The 17,194-nt window shown below is 60.3% G+C and carries 12 protein-coding genes; 6 read left to right on the plus strand and 6 right to left on the minus strand.

Features of this window, described 5'->3' with window-relative positions; genetic code table 11:
- From EOA78_RS16040 to tagH, 6 genes are all read right to left on the minus strand, one after another.
- A partial coding sequence (locus EOA78_RS16040; protein WP_127315959.1) for a DUF1036 domain-containing protein occupies positions 1 to 387 on the minus strand: 387 nt, incomplete at its 3' end.
- 122 nt (positions 388 to 509) lie between these two features.
- Complete coding sequence (locus EOA78_RS16045) at positions 510 to 3,149, minus strand: serine/threonine-protein kinase (RefSeq protein ID WP_127315960.1); 2,640 nt, start codon at positions 3,147 to 3,149, stop codon at positions 510 to 512.
- A 5-nt stretch (positions 3,150 to 3,154) separates the two neighbouring features.
- Positions 3,155 to 3,922, minus strand: coding sequence for a protein phosphatase 2C domain-containing protein (locus EOA78_RS16050; protein WP_127315961.1), 768 nt, complete (start codon positions 3,920 to 3,922; stop codon positions 3,155 to 3,157).
- 159 nt (positions 3,923 to 4,081) lie between these two features.
- Positions 4,082 to 7,645, minus strand: coding sequence for a type VI secretion system membrane subunit TssM (gene tssM / locus EOA78_RS16055; RefSeq protein ID WP_127315962.1), 3,564 nt, complete (start codon positions 7,643 to 7,645; stop codon positions 4,082 to 4,084).
- A 22-nt stretch (positions 7,646 to 7,667) separates the two neighbouring features.
- Positions 7,668 to 8,882 carry a type VI secretion system protein TssL, long form gene (tssL, locus tag EOA78_RS16060; protein ID WP_245477523.1) on the minus strand — a complete coding sequence of 405 codons (1,215 nt, stop codon included), beginning with the start codon at positions 8,880 to 8,882 and terminating at the stop codon, positions 7,668 to 7,670.
- A gap of 719 nt (positions 8,883 to 9,601) precedes the next feature.
- On the minus strand, positions 9,602 to 10,660 hold the full coding sequence (gene tagH / locus EOA78_RS16065) for a type VI secretion system-associated FHA domain protein TagH (RefSeq protein WP_127315964.1): 1,059 nt from the start codon (positions 10,658 to 10,660) through the stop codon (positions 9,602 to 9,604).
- Between the two features lie 201 nt (positions 10,661 to 10,861).
- Between tagH and tssI the strand changes: the two genes are divergently transcribed.
- From tssI to EOA78_RS16095, 6 genes are read left to right on the plus strand one after another with little or no spacing between them, the layout of a single operon-like run.
- Complete coding sequence (tssI, locus tag EOA78_RS16070; protein WP_127315965.1) at positions 10,862 to 13,165, plus strand: type VI secretion system tip protein TssI/VgrG; 2,304 nt, start codon at positions 10,862 to 10,864, stop codon at positions 13,163 to 13,165.
- 7 nt (positions 13,166 to 13,172) lie between these two features.
- On the plus strand, positions 13,173 to 13,601 hold the full coding sequence (locus EOA78_RS16075; RefSeq protein WP_127315966.1) for a DUF6484 domain-containing protein: 429 nt from the start codon (positions 13,173 to 13,175) through the stop codon (positions 13,599 to 13,601).
- A 21-nt stretch (positions 13,602 to 13,622) separates the two neighbouring features.
- Positions 13,623 to 14,672 (plus strand): HEAT repeat domain-containing protein, encoded by a 1,050-nt coding sequence (locus EOA78_RS16080; protein ID WP_127315967.1) that lies wholly within the window; start codon positions 13,623 to 13,625, stop codon positions 14,670 to 14,672.
- Positions 14,669 to 15,631 (plus strand): DUF4150 domain-containing protein, encoded by a 963-nt coding sequence (locus EOA78_RS16085; protein WP_127315968.1) that lies wholly within the window; start codon positions 14,669 to 14,671, stop codon positions 15,629 to 15,631. Before EOA78_RS16080 ends, EOA78_RS16085 begins: the two co-directional genes overlap by 4 nt.
- A complete protein-coding gene (locus EOA78_RS16090) occupies positions 15,631 to 16,194 on the plus strand; it encodes an SMI1/KNR4 family protein (RefSeq protein ID WP_127315969.1) in 564 nt (187 codons plus the stop codon). Before EOA78_RS16085 ends, EOA78_RS16090 begins: the two co-directional genes overlap by 1 nt.
- Positions 16,187 to 17,179, plus strand: a complete 993-nt coding sequence (locus tag EOA78_RS16095; RefSeq protein ID WP_164783784.1) for a type VI immunity family protein — start codon at positions 16,187 to 16,189, stop codon at positions 17,177 to 17,179. The genes EOA78_RS16090 and EOA78_RS16095 overlap by 8 nt, the downstream gene beginning before the upstream one ends.
- Positions 17,180 to 17,194 lie beyond the last annotated feature (15 nt).

Consider the following 17,194-nt stretch of genomic DNA (forward strand, 5'->3'; position numbering starts at 1 on the left):
GCTTCCGGTCAGAAAAAAGGGCCACCGCACCTGTTCAAGCGTATCGACTTCGAGAAATCGTGCGGCGATATGGCCGCGCTGCCAGCATTCATCGATGCCGCGTATCGAAAAACGCCGCCGGTCGATGCACATTTCGGTCGACCCGGTCAGGGTTGCGTGGCCAAAGACATCCGTCGCATAGATGTAAATGTAGCGGTTCGTGAGTTCCTCGCGGATGACGTTCACGCACTGATTTGCGCCGATGGTCCACCAGCCATCGGTCTGGTCCGTATTGTCGACCTTTTGGCCGACAGCGAGATTGACGACGTCGAGCGTCTGATTGCAGACGGTGAATTCGGCGCGCGCTTCGTGGGACGACAGGAGAGCCAGCAACATCGCGCCCGACATGACCACAAGTTTGATACGGCCTCTCAAAGCAAGCAGGCCGCGAAGCCAATCACGCTGATTTTTGGGCGGAACAGCGGTCGGGAAGGAAAAACGCGAGCGGCGGAGGTCCATCGGCGTTCATGCTACCCGCCGAGCCGGAAGTACTTTGCCGTGGCGGAGAACTCAGATCGGTTGGTGTCGATCTCTTCGAGAATCCTGGGCAACAGCAGCGCGGCTGGTGTCGGCGCGGAGAACGCCGCAGCCTGAATATCCTGTGGACCCGTGATGACCATTATGATCTGCGGCACGACCTTGCCGGCCGCCTTGTCGGCTGCGCCGAGATCGATCGGAAAGTTGAACGTGGCCTTGTCGGCTTGCGCCAAGATACGACCGTCGAGGTTGAATGCCATACCCCTGTGGTCGATCAGCAGCACGCTGGAAATGAGGCCGCCACGCGTCACCAGCGTGCCGCCGATCGGCGAGCCGCTCGGCACCGTCGTTCGATCGAGAGCAAGCTGCGGCTTGTCAGCCGGCATCTGGTCCAGAAAGCGCAGAAAGTCGGTAACTTCGCATTGAGCCGGCTCAATGAGGCGGACGCTGATGTCCGGTTCGAGATGGAATCTTGCCTGGAAATCGGACAGCATTCGTTCGAATGGCTGGACCTCTGTGCCCAATCCTTCGATTTCGACAGCGGTCTCGGTTGCCGACGTCAACGTCGCATAGAAACAGTCGCCGCCGTTGAAGTCGCGCACCCAAGAGGCCCGTTGAGCAGGGTAGTCGAGGGCATTTTTCGGCGGTAGTTCTAGTTCCGGTTTCGGCACGTTCAAGGCAACGGCGGCTTCGCCAGGCTGTTTGCCTGCCGCCGGCTCGTCCTGCTGCCCCTTTGCGTTCATATCATCCGTCTGGCCTGCAGCGGGGTCGGGCACTCGCGCGGCCTGCTGGCTGGCCGGCTGATCGGGCTTCCGGCTCTCCATCACGTCGGGCTGGACCGCCGGGGGCGGCGGGGCCTTGTCGGCCGGCGGCATTGGCGCGACCTGGACGCGCGGCGGAACCGGCTCCGGGGTTTCCTCGGTCGGCAAGAGGACTTCGGCGGGCTGCATCGGCTCCAACCTTTGATCCGCCGCGGCATCTGCCCGATTTTCAGCTGGCGACAGCGCCTCGGCTATCGACGGCTCCGGGGTATCCTCGGATGCCGACGGCCCCGGGGTTTCCTCGGTTGGCGAAAGGACTTCTGCAGGCCGTGCCGGCTCCAACTTTTGATCCGCCGCGGCACCTGCCTGATTTTCAGCTGGCGACAGCGCCTCGGCTGGCGCCGGCTCCGGGGTCTCCTCGGATGGCGCCGGCTCCGGGGTCTCCTCGGATGGCGCCGGCGCCGGGGTTTCCTCGGTTGGTGAGAGGACTTCGGCGGGCCGTGTCGGCTCCAACTTTTGATCCGCCGCGGCACCTTCCTGACGCTCAGCTGGCGACGCAGCGGATTCTGTTTGTGACTGCTCAGGTGGAACTGCCTTTGCCGGCTCATCGCCCGGCGAATTTGCAGCACTGTCCGTCGGCGCCGGTTTTGATGCTTTTGGAGACAAAAACGATGTATCGCCGGCGGTCGGCGTGGAAGGCGTCATCAAGCCGCTCAGATAGATGCCTGCACCGGACGCGACAGCTAATGACGCCAAGGCAGCGATCGCAATCGATCGGGTCTTGGCGGACTTTGCAGGGACCTTTGGCAAAACCGCCCGAGGACCGGCAACTGGCGAAGACCTTGGTTCGGACAGAACCGCCGGCCGGACATGCGGAACGAAGCGCTGTTCACCGGGAGCCGCCGGAGCCTGACTTGGAAGCTTGGGGCCGGGCGCGAGGGTTCCCCCGGTTCGCGGCAAACCCGTCCGGTCGCGCGGCGTGATCGACGTTGGCGGCGCTGTCCCCTCGTCATCCGTGTCGTCACGTGTCGCCCTGGCGATATCCGCCATGCTGATCGGCCGGTCTTGTGGATCCGGCTGCAGCATGGCTTCAAGAATTCCACGAAAATCGGCATCGATGTCGGATAAGTCGGGAACGGTTCGGCGTTTTTCCACGATCTCGAACTGGGAGCCGCCCATGTCGATCGGTTTCCCGCGCAGAGCAGCAGCCAGAACCAAGCCCAGGCTGTAGATGTCGGATTGCTCGCTGACATCGCCGCCGTATAGGCCGAGTTGTTCGGGAGAAACGTAGTTGTACTTTCCAGCGAACTTTCCGCCGATCAGGGTCTCTCCGCCGACGGTCGCCGACCGCGCGATGCCAAAATCGATGATCTTTGCGCGCTCGACCCGGCCTCCTGGCAGGATGATGTTATCCGGGGAGAGGTCGCGGTGTATTGCTCCCGCCTGGTGCACGGCGCTCAGGCCGGAAGCCAAGCGGTGGCAGAGCTTGCGCACGTCTTCCTTCGGCATCGGGCCACGTCGCATGATATCGAACAGCGACTGGCCGTCGACGAATTCCATGGCAAGGTAGGGGCGACCGATACCGGGGTCGATCGTGAAGACGTGATATCGCACGACCGCGTCGTGCGACAGGTGATTGAGGATCGACGCTTCCTTGCGAAACAGCGACAGGATCGTCTGATCCCGGGCGAACTCGGGCAAGACGATCTTGATCGCGACGTGGTCGCCGGTTTGGATATTGTGGCCACGGTAGACTTCGCCCATGCCACCGAATGCGATCCGCTCGTCCAGTTCATAGATGCCGCTGAGTTGCGTGCCTACGGCTGTATTGGCCACGTTAGGCGATATCCGCGTCTTGTCGTCGGCGCTCATCAGCCTCAACCTTCCGCTCTGGGAGGGTCGGGATAGGGCTCATTGCGCCCGTTACCGATCTTCACGAGCACGATCGTGACATTGTCTGTTCCCCCGCGCGCCAGCACCGTTTGTAGCAGGTTTTCGCATGCCGCCTGAGGTGTCGCCGACACCGCCGCCGCCTCGATCTCGGCGTCTGTGACATGCGCTGTCAGCCCGTCGGTGCTCAACACAAATATGTCGCCCGGCATGATTTCGCCTTGCTGGAAATCAATGACGATCTCGTCGCTGACGCCGACCGCATGCGTGATAACGTTGCGGCGCGGCCAGGTGAGCGCTTCGGCTGCGCTGATCATGCCCTTGTCGAGAAGTTCCTGAACTTCGGTATGGTCCTTCGAAATCTGGGAGATCGAGGCGTTGCGGATCAGATAGACGCGACTGTCGCCCGCCCACAGGCAGGCAAACCGCCCATCCATCGCCAGCAGGGCGGCGACAGTGGAGCCAATGGTGACTCCGCGGGATTCCGATATCCTGCGGATTTCGGCGTTGGCCCGGCTCAGCCGGTCCTCGAAGCGGGCGCGAAGATCCGGTGCAGAGCTTGCAATGCCGATCGTTGCCAAGTGATCGACGATGCTGGCCGAAGCGACTTCCCCGGCATCATGTCCACCCATTCCATCGGCCACCACCCACAGGCCAGTTTCCGGCTCGACCAGATAGCTGTCTTCATTGAGCTCGCGGACACAGCCTCTATGGCTAACGCCGAAGCTTTCAAAGGGAAGGGCGACATTGTTCACTTTGCCACCAAGCGCTTCTCAAGCGTCCTCTGCGCCGCACTGTCAGGCGCTCGCTCGCGCCAGTTTGCCACAGGCTCGAATATTAAAGTATCGAAATCAACGTCCGCGCGTCTGTTGCCGATGGACCGCATGACCATATTGGAAAATTCAAAGGTCATCTCAAAACGCCTTTGGACAGCTGAACCCAGAAAACGCAGAAAGGAAGAGAGGGTTGGGGTCCGAACTGGCTTGGACCGTATAGGCGACATCGCGTCCGCCGATCACGAAACGGGCTTCCGTGTTGCCGCCGGTGCTGGTGATATCAGCCTTGTCCAGCAGGCGCTTCAGTGCCCACGGACCTTCGAACTTGATCGCGGACTCCCGGCCCGGCAACTCCGGAATGAGGCTCAGGCTCGCGGACGCGGAAGTCATGCCGCTCGGCCAGCTCACCGTGCTTGGCGCGTTGCCCGCCTGGTTGCTTTGAACAATCTGGCCATCGATATCGAGTAGCGCCGTATCGGCATCGCCATGCAGTGAAAACGGCGTAAAGGTGACACTGACTGACGGCACCGAACCACCTGAAGGAAAGAATGCGTTGCGGATTTCCGCGGCCAGCTGGAAGTTTTTCAAGGTCGACTTCGACAGGTCGCGTCCGAAACGCGCATCCTGTTTCCAGCTCCAGTCCTGGCCGGTCATGTCGATTAGCGATGCCAGATTCTGTGCGAAGAACCGGTCCATCAGTCCACCTGGAGCGAACAGTTTCGCGAAATCCGCCATCGCAATATCCTCCGTGCTATCACTGGCGAAAGGATAACGGCCCTCGACCACCTCCTCGCAGGCGCGCGTGACCGTCTGGTCGAGCATCTGGTTCAAATTCGCTAGCGAGGTTTCCGCGACGTTGCCGTCAAGCTCGTCGGCGGTCGCAGTAACCATTCGGGCCAGTTGCTTGGGCAGCCGCGAGACATTGGCGCGAAGGGTGGATATCTGCAGCTGCAGATTCATGTTGACGCGTTCCACTTGCGAAGGGACGTCGGCCGCCAGTTGCAGGCTTTGGTGGATGTCGCGGAAATTCTGCGTCAATGCATCGATTGGGCGGCGTCCAGCGGGACCGTTCACCAAAGCCTGGAATGATCTGAATTGCGCTTCGATGTTCGCCCCGGGATCCTGGTTTTGCGCGCTAGCGGACCCTGCACCGGCCCGGCTTTGCGATTTGCCGCTGGCGATTTGAATGCCGATACGGGCCAACCCCCTGGCGACATCTGGAGTGTTCTGCGGCTGGTTTTGAAGCATGTCGGCTTCGGCCTCGGAGCCGAAGTCTTTGCCGGAACCAGCTTCTCGCGTCAGAGCTGTTTCGTCGGCGATCGCCGTAAAAAGCTGGTCGATTGGCGAGGTTGGTGACGCGGCAGCGGACAGCGCGATATAGTGCGGCTTGTCCTTCAACATCGCCTTGAACTTCAACTTGTCGAGAACGCCGTTCCACGCCGCGGCAAACTCCCTCCCATAGCGCTCGACAAGTTCGGGACCGAGCTTAAGCAACTCCTGGTCGATACCACCTTGCTCGCCGCCGCCGCCGAGAAGCCACTGGTCATCGACAAGCATCTGCGCAATGCGCGAGAGTTGTCCGAGATAGAAGCTGTTGAAGCCGCTATAGGTGTAGATACCAGGAACGCGAAGGCCTGACAGGTCGCCACCGTCGACACGCTCGAACAACAGCTGCGCTTCCGGGCCGCCTTTCACGGTGACGGAAAAATCATCCAGCGCTGCCGCGTATACCGCCGACTTGACCAACGCGGAGGCACGATCGGCAAGGCTCATCCGCCCGAGCGAGCGTTGAGCGGCTTCGACAAGTGGCTGGTTGAGTTCAAAAACTGGATCATAGGCGTCGTCCAACGCAAGCATGGCCCGAAGATGCTTTTCGAGCTGCGCCCGTCCCTCTCGGTTGTTTTCGCCCGGATATCGGTTCTGCTCCCAGTCCTGCCTCATCCAGGACACGATCAACTCGTCGTCGACCTTAGGCGCCTTGCCGCCAAGCATCAGGTAGATCTTCAGCGGTTCGTAGAGCGCGGCAGGATCAGCCATCTTGGCCTGGATAGTCCGTTCGGCCTGAAGCAGAAGGCGCGAGCGGAACATGCGCTCCAGCGCTTGCCGGTAAGCTGTTTTTGATGCCGAGAGAAGTCTTTCCCGCTGACTGAGGCCGAACGTCTCCTCGATCGGTGTCGGCAAGTCACTGGTATCGAACCCGGCCGGCAGTTCGCGCAACTGGTCGAGCGGGCCAATGACGTTTTCGAGGTCGACATCGGCGACCGTTGTGCTTTTGAGGAGCGGGTCTGCCGTCTCGCGATACTGGCTTACAGCTTGCGTGGTAGAGGCGATCAGCGACCTGTTGGCGGTAAAGCTCAGGGCCAAGGTGCCCAGAGCCGCCGCAGCGATCAATGCTATTGCGCCAAGGCTGCCATATCTGGCGATCGCTGCACGCCTTTCAGCCGATTTGTCGTACGAAACCCACCCGGATTCAGCGAAAATGACGTCGGTCAGAAGATCATGCAAAAAGAAGCTTTTGCCAGTGCCGGAAAGATGGGCGCGAGAAGCGCTGCCGAAACTGCGACCGATTGCGCCCAGCACCTGGTCGATCGGCGTACCCTCCTGCGTGCCTGACGAAAAATAGAGTCCACGCAGGCTGACGTTCACCTGGCTGCGGGCCGGATCGAATATGCTAGCGATGAAACTGGCAATACGGCCCTTCAGCGCGCCAAACTGGGCTGGAAAGCCAAAGATGGCTATGCGTGCGACCGGATCGGCCTCTTCCTGCAGGCGGTCGGCGATTTCCTCCGCCAGGCGTTTTGCCAATGCGTCGAATTCGGCCGGTGCCTCACCGACCATGTTCTTGCTGCGATCGGCGGTCTGGAATGTCGCGCCCCATACTTTGCGGCGGCGCTGCTCGTCGAAACCGCCAAAATAATCCATGAAACCGGCGACAAGGTCGGCCTTGGTGAAGAGCAGGTACACCGGGAACTGGATTTTCAGTGTTTCGTGAATTTCGCGCAGACGGCTGCGTATTTCGACGACATGGAGGTCAAGTTGCCCATCATCGAGGCTCATGAGATCGGCAAGGCTGATGGCCAGAATAACGCCGTTGATCGGTTGCCTGGCGCGGTATCTCTTAAGCAGCGACAAGAAGGCGAGCCAGCTCTTCTTGTCGCTCTGCGCATTGGAATCCTGCGTCGTGTAGCGTCCGGCGGTGTCGATCAGCACCGCCTGATCGGTGAACCACCAGTCGCAGGACCGCGTGCCGCCAACGCCGGCCACCGGCTGGGCGTCCCCCGAACCGGCAAGCGGAAAATTCAGGCCCGAATTGACCAACGCCGTTGTTTTGCCAGCACCAGGCGGGCCGATGACGACGTACCAGGGAACCTCGTAGAGGAAATTGCGCTTGCCGCTCGACCGCTTGAGCGCAGCGATGGCTTCACTCATACGAGCCTCGAGTACCTGCGAGTCGTCATCCCTGTCGTTGTTGCGGGCGACTATCGTCTCGAGCGCTTTTTGCGCCTTTCGCTTTTGCCAGAAACGGAGTCCATAGAAGAGCGTCACGATCGCAACGATCATGCCGATGATCGTCACGCGCAGCCAGACGGGTGCCAGCGGGCGCGTGTCGGCAAAGCGGATCAATGGTCCGGCAATCCAGACGGCTGCCGCGAAACCGGCCAACGCGATCACGCTGAATATCCGCAGCAGCCAACGCGTCATAGGCGCTTCCAAATGGTCGTGCTCACAGTGTTTCCTCCTTGGGGATCATCACGTCGACCCGGCGATTCTGGGCGCGGCCTTCCGGCGTCGCATTGTCGGCGATCGGTTCGTCTTCGCCCTTGCCATCGACCGTTATTCGCGAGGGATCGCTGAATCGCGGTGCCATCATCGCTTCGACAGCCTGCGCCCGGGCGACTGAAAGGTCGAAGTTGGATTTGAACGGGCTCGATTTTCGCGGCTTCACATTGTCCGTATGGCCGACGATCGTGATCGGTCCTGGCTCCTGTTCCAGCGCCGCGGCGATGTCTGCGGCGATCGGTCCAAACTCCGGCTTTATCTCGGCCCGGCCGGACTGGAACAACAGGACATTGTTGATCTCCACGACGATGAACCTGCCCTGCGTGCCGACGGTCAGCCCGCCGCGCGCGATATTCTTGGCCAGTGCGGCATGGATGCGATCGATCTGAGAGGGGGTCGCGGCGACAGGCGGAGCGACTTTCACCGGCGCAGCCGACGGCACCACACTGGCGCGTTCGACGGCGATCGGCGTCGATGGATTGAGCGCCAGCAACCTGCCGGCAAGGGCATCGGCCTCGTTGGTGATGAAGACCCGCAAAGCGAAGAATGCCGCCGTCAGTAGCGCCGACGCTGCGGCCGCAATCACCCAGAGCGGCAACCGGGCCGACGACTGTGCGCTTGACACCGCCAGGCTTTCCCAGTGGGGCGAGATGTCTTCGTCGGCGCGCGCCCTGAAGTAGCGAAGCGTCTCGTAGACGTCGCGTCGAACGCGTTCGAGATTGTTGTCCTCGCGCGCAAGGCCTCGATACTGGCCTTCGAACCCCAGCGACAGGCAGGCATGCATCAATTCAAGCAAGTCATAGTGCGCCTCCGGCGCGGCCAGTATCTTGTTCAGCGCTTCGTAAAAGCCCGAGCTGGTGGGCACAGCGTGAAAGAACTGCGAGACCATGCTGTGCTGCGCCCAGGTGTCTCTCTTGGGCCAGGGCAGGTTGCCGATGAGGTCGTCTGCGGTTTCGCAGAGGGCAAATTTTGCGATCCGCGCATCCTGTTCGGGAACACCGGCTTTCTGCATCGTCCGGTCGAATTTTTCGATCGCCTCGGCAACATGTTCCGCCAGTTGTTCCGCCTGTCTTTCGACAGGCATAAGCCTGAGCTGGCTAAACAGCAGCAGCAAAGGAGCGGCCGCAGCGAGGATCGGGTTGTCTGCTGAATATTTCACGCTGTCCGTGGCATTCAGCAGAATCTCCTGCTGAATGGCTGGGCTCGGCGTTGCCGCAATGGGGCCGGTTCCCGCCGCTGCGGTAGGATCTGCACCTTGATAAATCACGGTTCCGGATGTCCAGCCCGGCGGTGCATGCCGAGCGACACCCGGATCGAAAATCGTCGAATCCTTAACCCGCGAGGGACCGGGCTGCCCGCTGTCGGGAACAGGTCCGTGAGGAGCCGGCGCTGATTTTTCAGCGCGGCGCGGTGCGCGAATGACGGTCTTGTCCGCTGGGCCGAAACGATCGTCCTTCGAGCTCATAGCCAAACGTCCGTCCACGCGTGATTGCTGCGTGTGCGCCACTGGGGGGCAAAACGATCCCTGGCCAGGCGCAGGAAATGCAGGCGCTGCTGGCGAGGGCAGTGTCTGGAGAAAGGTCGGCTATAAAATTCTATCCCGCCGTAACATGACATGTGCCGCAGACCCCCAGGTCAATCAGCCTTACCCCGCTGGCGAACTGTCGTAAGTGATCGTAAGCTTAGAAACGGTCGATTGGAACCAGATGCAGCGCGGCGAAAGGATTTTTCTTCGCCAACTACAGCGCCGCGTCCTTTGGGTCCGCAAAGGACGCTCTAATACTTTCCACCTGGTGCGTGATCCGTTCCGCAGCCGAAGGTCAGCGCATTCAAACCGATCCGATTTCCGGGGACTGGGCGAGGTTCAGTCTTTCCGGCCTATTTTTGCTTGTCGGCTTTGGCATAGGCTTCGCTGAAATAGGCCAGGAATATGTCCAGCATTCCGTTTTCGTGTGCTTCCTCCATGGTCCGCCATTTGGCGACAAAGGCGTCCCAAGCCAGGCTCTTCTTCGATGTGAATGACGTGGGTGGAAGTTTTTTGCTGATCGCCTCAGGCGACAGGTCGTCAAGCAACCGGGAGAGGGCAGCTTGCATGGCTGCATAGGTGGCAAATTCGTGCGTCTTGAGGTCGCGGAATGCGTCTTCGATACTGTGCCTGGCATCGAGATAGCCGGCTCTGCGCCGTGCAAACATGATTTCGAGGATGTCGTCGATTCCCGGAACGAACTTCAAGGGATTGTTATCCGCAGCGCTGATCATCGTCCGATGTGTGCTCTTGGCCAGTATTTTCGCGGCCGCACGTGCCTTCAGCAGCACGGCCAGTTCCTCGACCACCATCCGCAGCACCGCGCCGATTTCGGCAGCCACTTCATGCGGATCACGCGATTGAAGCAAGTCCGGCGCGATCCCGGCTCCGATCGCGATTTCCCGCAGCACCTCGTCTTTCGTCGAAGGGAGAGGCGCGGGCAGCGAAGACGTCGACACCGGTGTTCGCTGTCCGGGCCGTTGCTCTGCCGGATTGAAGAAAGGCTCGCCTCCGAAGTTCAGCGGCCGACCTGACGTGACCGGCATTTCTCGCTGCGTCGAACCATGCCTGCTCTCGGGATGACCCGCCCTGGCGCGCTCGTCGTCAATCGATACCAAGATGACGTAGCGGCCGATCAGCAACCGGTCTCCATGGTCAAGCCGATGCGGGCCGGCCATGCGACGGGGCGATCCGTTGATGAAGGTCCCATTGCGCGAGACGTCGTGCAGCCAGAACGCGCCTGCCTCGTAACGAACTTCGCAGTGTCGGGCGGAGATGAACTTGTCGGGATCGGGCAAGGTCCAGTCACAGGCCTCTCGGCCGATTTCGAAGCTGCGATCACGAGCGGAGTAGCCGGTCGACATACCGGCGGGCAGGGAGACGACATTGTTGATCTGCAGCCTGATGAACATTCAAAATCGCCGTCGATCCTGTCGGGGAACTCACGCAGGACATGCCATTATACCAGCAAAATTGCGAGCGCGGCGGCTCAGAAGCGATCAAGCCGATGATTCCAAGGTCGCCACGCTGCAGTCACTAGGCGGTCCCCTTTGGTCGATGGAAGACATGTGCTAGGCTTAAGCAGAAACGAGCGGCGGGAGGGGGCGCGACCCATGCCGAACGAACGTGCCACGGTTGTGCAGACGCCGGTTGGCGCTGACCTGTTGACCTTCACGCATCTTGTCGGGCGCGATGAGATCAGTCGTTGTTTGGCCTATACGGTTGGGTTCGTGAGCAGCAGCCCCGAGATCGATCCGCTGAAGATGCTGGGCGGTGCCGTTTCAGTCGAAGGTGAATCCGATCCGAAACGCTGGTTCAGCGGCCTTGTATCCGAGTTTCGGCTGACCCGGATTGAAGACCGTCTGGCTTACTACGAAGCAGTCATCAGGCCATGGCTCTGGTTTCTCGGCAATACGACCGACTGCCGCATTTTCCAGAACATGAGCGTCATCGAAATCGTCGAGGAGATTTTCTCGAAATACAGCACAGCAAAATTCGAGAAACGCCTGCAAGGGTCTTATCCGCCGCGTGAATACTGCGTCCAGTACGACGAGACCGATCTCGATTTCGTGCAGCGGCTGCTCGAGCACGAGGGCATCCTGTATTTCTTCGAGCATGACGAGGGCAAGCACACGCTTGTGCTGGCCGATGCCATGAACAAGCTGAAGCCGGCGCCGGGCTATGAGAAGGTGCCTTATCACTTTGAAGGGCAGGGCTCCCGGCGCGATGTCGAATACATAACCGAATGGATTCCGGGCAGCTCGGTGCGGCCGGGTGCCTATGTCCATACCGACTATGATTTCAAGAAGCCGGGCGCCGACCTGATGGCCAAATCCGCCCAGCCGTTCAGTCACAAGCTGGCCGCGGGCGAGAATTACCGCCAGCCCGGCGCGCACCTCGAAGTCGGTCGCGGCGACAGCCTGGCTGCGATCCGGCGCGAGGAAATCCAGGCGGTGCACCAGCGCATCGCCGCGGTCGGAACCGTGCGCGGCCTCTATTCGGGCTGTACCTTCAAGCTGGACGGCTTTCCACGCGAAGACCAGAACCAGGAGTATCTGGTGGTCAGCGCCGAATACAGGCTGTTCGATCCGGGTTACAGAGCTCATGCCGACGTCGAAAGCGAGAACTTCAAGGTGATCCTCGGCGTAGCGCCGACCGCCTTGGCCTATCGCCCGCCGCGGGTCACGACACGGCCGATCATGCGCGGTCCGCAGACGGCGACGGTGGTCGGCCCATCCGGCGAAGAAATATTCACCGACAAATATGCACGGGTGAAGGTCCAGTTCCACTGGGATCGTCTGGGCAAGAAGGACCAGAACAGCTCATGCTTCGTGCGCGTGTCGCAAACATGGGCCGGCAGCGGCTGGGGTTTCATCCAGATACCGCGTATCGGTCAGGAGGTGATCGTCGACTTCATCGAAGGCGACCCGGATCTGCCGATCATCACCGGCAGGGTCTACAATGCCTCCCAGATGCCACCCTACGGTCTGCCGGGCAGCGCCACGCAATCCGGCTGGAAGTCGGATTCCTCCAAAGGCGGCGGCGGTTACAACGAGCTGATGTTCGAGGACAAGGCCGGTTCCGAACTGGTCAATTTCCAGGCGCAGAAGGATCACAACCTTCTGATCAAGAACGACCGCACCAAATTGGTGCAGCACGACCAGTCGGACCGCATCGACAACGACGCCAAACACTCCGTCGGCCACAACCTCGACGAGGACGTCGGCAACAACAAGACGGTCAGGGTCGGCGTCGACCAGACCACGAAAATCGGCAACAACGATACCGAGACCGTGGGTGTGAACCGCTCGCTAACGGTGGGCGCCGACGAGACGATCGGTATCGGGGCCAACTCGACGGAAACGATCGGCGCCAATCACACGCAGACGGTGGCGATCGTCCAGACGATTACGGTCGGCGCCGCGCGCGTCGATACGGTGGGAGCCTCCGAGACACGAAGCGTCGGCGGGCCACAGACAAACACCATCGGCGCCACGCGCTCGGTGACGGTGGGCGCGGCGCAGAGCCATGACATCGGTGCAAGCGACAGCTGGCAGATAGCAGCCGATCAGAGCGTCAAGGTTGGAGCGAACCAGAGCAGTAATATCGGTTCCACACGTAGCGCCAAAATTGGAGATGACGATTCCACCAATGTCGGCGGCGCGCACGCACTGAAGGTCGCCAAGGCCAGCTCGATCGACATCGGCGAGAACAGCACGATCAAGGTCGGCAAGAAACTCGTGATCGATGCCGGCGAGGAGATCCTCATCCAGACGGGGTCTGCAAAGATCATGATGAAGAAGGATGGCTCGATCGGCATCGAGGGCAAGGACATTTCGGTCAAGGCAACAGGCAAGATAACCATCAAAGCTTCGAGCGACATCGTGATGAAGGGCTCGAAGATCAGCGAGAACTGAGGGTGCGATGAACGAGGTTTACGAGCGAATTGAGGGCGTGGTCATCGGCGTATTTCTTGGGTACGGCGATGAGGCTTTGCCGCTGGTGGTCTTTCCGGGCAACCCGAGACAAACGGCCGTCCCGGCACGCAGCCTGACCGAACTCGATTCCTCGATGGTCGGAAACGAAGTCGCGCTGCTTTTCGAAGCCGGCGATCCAGGCAGGCCACTTGTCGTCGGCCGTCTTGTCAATCCGGTGAGAAAGACGAATGCACCGCTCGTCGTCCGCGACGGCGAAAATGTACGCATCACTGGCGAGGAACGTATTGAACTGCGTTGCGGCAAGGCCGCGATATTAATGGAGAAGGACGGCCGTATCACTATTCGCGGCACCTATGTCACCAGCCATGCCAGCGCGGCCAATCGTATCCGCGGCGGCTCGATCGACCTCAACTGACCAGCCCGGAAAGGGTCGCGGATGAGGTCGCTGCAACACCGGATCGTGTCGCATGTCGTCAGGCAGCATGCCGAGGAGGCTGCGTTCTTCTGGGCGCAGCGCGACACTCTGATGGAAGCCGATCCGCCGGACCTCGATGTTGTTGCCGGCGTCGACAAACGGCTGGAGGCAAACCTTGACGGCTTGCGCATCGCAGGCCCGTCGGCTTGGCCGTTCATTGTGGCGGCTTACGAAGATTTTCATGAGAAAGGAGAGCTTTTCCTGTTCGGCTGGATGGCCATCGAGCAAAGGGATCCGCACCGTGTCGCTGAAGCCATCGAGTTCGGCCAATCGTTCGAGCACGATGCACGCGGCCTGGTTGGGGCTCTGGCATGGCACAGGCCGGACGTCATCGCACCTCTGGTGCGCGACTGGATCGGCGCGCATGAACCTTTCAAGCGCTTTCTCGGCGTCTCAGCCTGTATCGAGCATCTGGTCGATCCCAAACAGATGTTGGGGCGGCTAGTTCGCGATCCCGATGCAAGCGTACGTGTTGCCAGCCTGCGGCTTGCCGGCAGGCTCAAACGCACGGACCTTGTCGAGGAAATGACCGCGGCCCTCGATGCACCGGATGGCGGCGTACGGTTCTGGTCGGCCTGGGCGCTGACGGAACTTGGTTTCGGCGATCTGGCCAGTGACGAATTACGGAAGATGGCGGTCGGCGGCGGGCCTGACGCACTGACGGCGTTGCGTGCCGCAGTCAAGGCGGCGCCTGATAAGGACGTGCGCGTCTGGATGGGCGGACTTCTCAAGTCTCCAGAAACGGCGCCGCTGGCCGTACGTGGCGCCGGCATGCTGGGCGACCGGACCATCCTGCATTGGCTTGTCCATCAGATGCGTCAACCCGCGCTTGCGGCCGCGGCAGGCGCTGCGTTTCGGGAACTCTTTCCGGAAGCTCGAAAGGATGACACGCTTTTCTCCGTCGAGACGGAGGTTCTGGGCGATGCCTTCGGCGTGCACTTCGAGGATATGCCGCCGAGCCTTCCGGTCGCGAACCGGGTCAAGGACTGGGCGAAAGGTTTTGGACAATGACATCGCATATCTCGGTCAACAACCTTGGGCTGACCTACAAAGGAACGATCGGCATTTCGATGGCGACCATCCCCGATGTCTGCAAAACGCCCAGTCCGGGCGGCCCGATCCCGATTCCCTACCCGAACATCGCGCAGCAGTCCTCTCTTTCTGACGGCACGACCACGGTCTTTGCCAAGGGCAAGATGATCGCTAACAAAGGTTCGCATTACAGCAGAAGCAATGGCGATGAAGCCGGCACCGTCGGCGGGGTCAAATCCAACGTCAATATGAAGGCGACCGACTGGATCACCTATTCCTTCGACGTGAAGGTGGATGGCAAGAACGCCTGCCGTCACACCGACAAGAAGTTCCATAACGACAAGAACACCGTCGATCTCGGCGGCAATCAGGACCCCCGAACCAGGACCGTCGGCACGGAGCTCGTTATTTTATGTTGCGGCGCGCCCAAAGGGAAATCCAAAAAGACCAAGAGGAAGAGAAAAAAATACTCCGACTGCGAGCTGGAAGAAATATGCGCCAAAATTAAACAGTACAATGACAAGCTGACTGGCCAGCCGTCAGAATTTACCGAAATCAAGCAGGTCGGCGCCAGGCGCGAGGACAACGATCGTCGGCGCAACAATGAATGCAGGAGGATCAAGCGGAGGGCGAGAGCGGGCGAAGGTCCGGAGGACGGAACGAAACCGCACGAGATGGGTTTCCATGATGTTTCGGACGATTGCAAGAAAAAACTGGAAGCTAAGGCAAAAAGAGCGGACCCTAAATACAGCGGTTTTAGTCCCGATCATGTACAAGAAATACAGCACAACGGCCACCCGACGCGCCTGGAAAACTTGCGCTGGATGTCGAGTAAGCCGAACAAGTGGATCGGCGGAGCGATGAATGATCTCGAAACAAGCGGCCCCGGCAAGCACGAAAGCATAAGCGGCGACTGCTGTCCACCGAGCAACTGCTAATGATGAACAACAACGATCGCGAAAAGCTTGTGTCGGAGATTGCGTCGGCAAAGGCGGAATTGGAACGGCTCATGTTCGACGAGGAGTCGGTTCCCCCGCCAGCGCGACCTGCCACCGAAAGGAAGATCGAGATCTTCGAGAAGAAATGCGGCTTCCCACTCCCGGCGGCGTTTCGCGCCTTCCTGCTGCTGCATGACGGGTGGCCGGATTTCGATGGCGATGCCGCGATCTTTGGGACGGGCGGCAGGAACCAGGAATGGATCGAAGAGACGCTCGACGACCTGTGGGAGAATTTTGAAGACTTCGGGAAGGAGAACCCCATCGAGGAGGGAGCTATTCCCATTGTTCTGGGCGAGGACGCCAACACGTCCCTGTTCATGTGGCCGCCTGACAAGGAGAAGGGCGGCGAAGCGACTTTTCGGGAGTACAGGCTGGCGGAACTGACGCATTCATACGCCGATTTCGATGAGTATCTCGTTCACTTCCTGAAATCCTTGCGTGGGGCGATCGATCTCGAACGCAATGGAGAGGAGGCTCCCGACAGCGGCGAGGACGATGAATAGCGCGGCCGAATTCCCCCCCGCGTTGTTGAAATCGGACGTCATCAATGGGCGGCCGCTGAATAAGATATTGTTGGAACTGGTGGTCTATCCAAAGGATCTGACCGTCGCGCAGTTCGACTGGGTGCTGGATCTCTATTCCGCTGTTTGCCCGCGTGACCGCATAAAACTTTTCCAGATCCCGGAGTTGCAGGTCTGGTCGGAGGTGGCGACGCCGTATCTCACGCAATCTGCGAGATCGGCCCAGGCCGATGGTCGTCGGTATGCCTATTTCGAGGCAGCCAGAAGGAGAATCCAGGAGCATCGTGCCGTGGAGGCCAGACTTTGGGATGGTTGCGAGATCGAAGACGAGGGCGGCAGCTTTGCCCTCAACATCCAGGGGCTGAAATACAAGTCGCGGGAAACGTGTTGGTACATCCGCTTTCTCTTCCCGCTGAGTTTTCCGCCCGACCAGCTGACAAGCCTAGCGCGCACCGTCGCCGATCGTATCGATCTCTATTCAGGCCATGGCGGTCCCGTCTTTGCCTATTTTCCGGATAGCAGGCGCCAGGCATTCACCGAGATCTATGCCAAGGCGCGGCGCTTCTGGGGCGTCGACATCGACATGCTCGACTTTGTTGCGCAACGGATGCGACGCGAACTGAAATCGCCTTGCTGGCTGAACCTGTTGGGCTCGCCCTTCAGGACCGATGCGGACCTTCTCGGGCGCATGCATGCGCTTCGCGCCGAACACGACATCTCCATATACGACCAGGTTTTCGGCACGGTATTCGTGCTGGGAAAGGAACCATCCGGCCTCGATCGCAACCGGCTCGCGAAAGACGTCCGCCTCTACCAGGCGATGGCGAAGGTCATGGATGGTCATATCCTCGAGGGGGTCGATCCCTTGCCCGGTGACGGATTCCTGGCCAACGCGGACGCCACCGATGATTGGCTACACCGTTTCTCTCCCGGCTCCGATTGGCCGGTGCTGCGCAATCTGCAATAGCCGGGATTCCCCACG

The organism is Mesorhizobium sp. M5C.F.Cr.IN.023.01.1.1 (assembly GCF_003997585.1).
Lineage (GTDB): Bacteria > Pseudomonadota > Alphaproteobacteria > Rhizobiales > Rhizobiaceae > Mesorhizobium > Mesorhizobium wenxiniae.

Excerpts from the sequence above, each read along its gene's own strand:
- EOA78_RS16095 (WP_164783784.1), top strand. The coding sequence starts at position 16,187 with ATGAATAGCGCGGCCGAATTCCCCCCCGCGTTGTTGAAATCGGACGTC.
- EOA78_RS16075 (WP_127315966.1), top strand. The coding sequence starts at position 13,173 with ATGAACGAGGTTTACGAGCGAATTGAGGGCGTGGTCATCGGCGTATTT.
- tagH (WP_127315964.1), bottom strand. The coding sequence starts at position 10,660 with ATGTTCATCAGGCTGCAGATCAACAATGTCGTCTCCCTGCCCGCCGGT.
- EOA78_RS16045 (WP_127315960.1), bottom strand. The coding sequence starts at position 3,149 with ATGAGCGCCGACGACAAGACGCGGATATCGCCTAACGTGGCCAATACA.
- EOA78_RS16085 (WP_127315968.1), top strand. The coding sequence starts at position 14,669 with ATGACATCGCATATCTCGGTCAACAACCTTGGGCTGACCTACAAAGGA.
- EOA78_RS16090 (WP_127315969.1), top strand. The coding sequence starts at position 15,631 with ATGATGAACAACAACGATCGCGAAAAGCTTGTGTCGGAGATTGCGTCG.
- EOA78_RS16080 (WP_127315967.1), top strand. The coding sequence starts at position 13,623 with ATGAGGTCGCTGCAACACCGGATCGTGTCGCATGTCGTCAGGCAGCAT.
- tssI (WP_127315965.1), top strand. The coding sequence starts at position 10,862 with ATGCCGAACGAACGTGCCACGGTTGTGCAGACGCCGGTTGGCGCTGAC.
- tssM (WP_127315962.1), bottom strand. The coding sequence starts at position 7,645 with ATGACGCGTTGGCTGCTGCGGATATTCAGCGTGATCGCGTTGGCCGGT.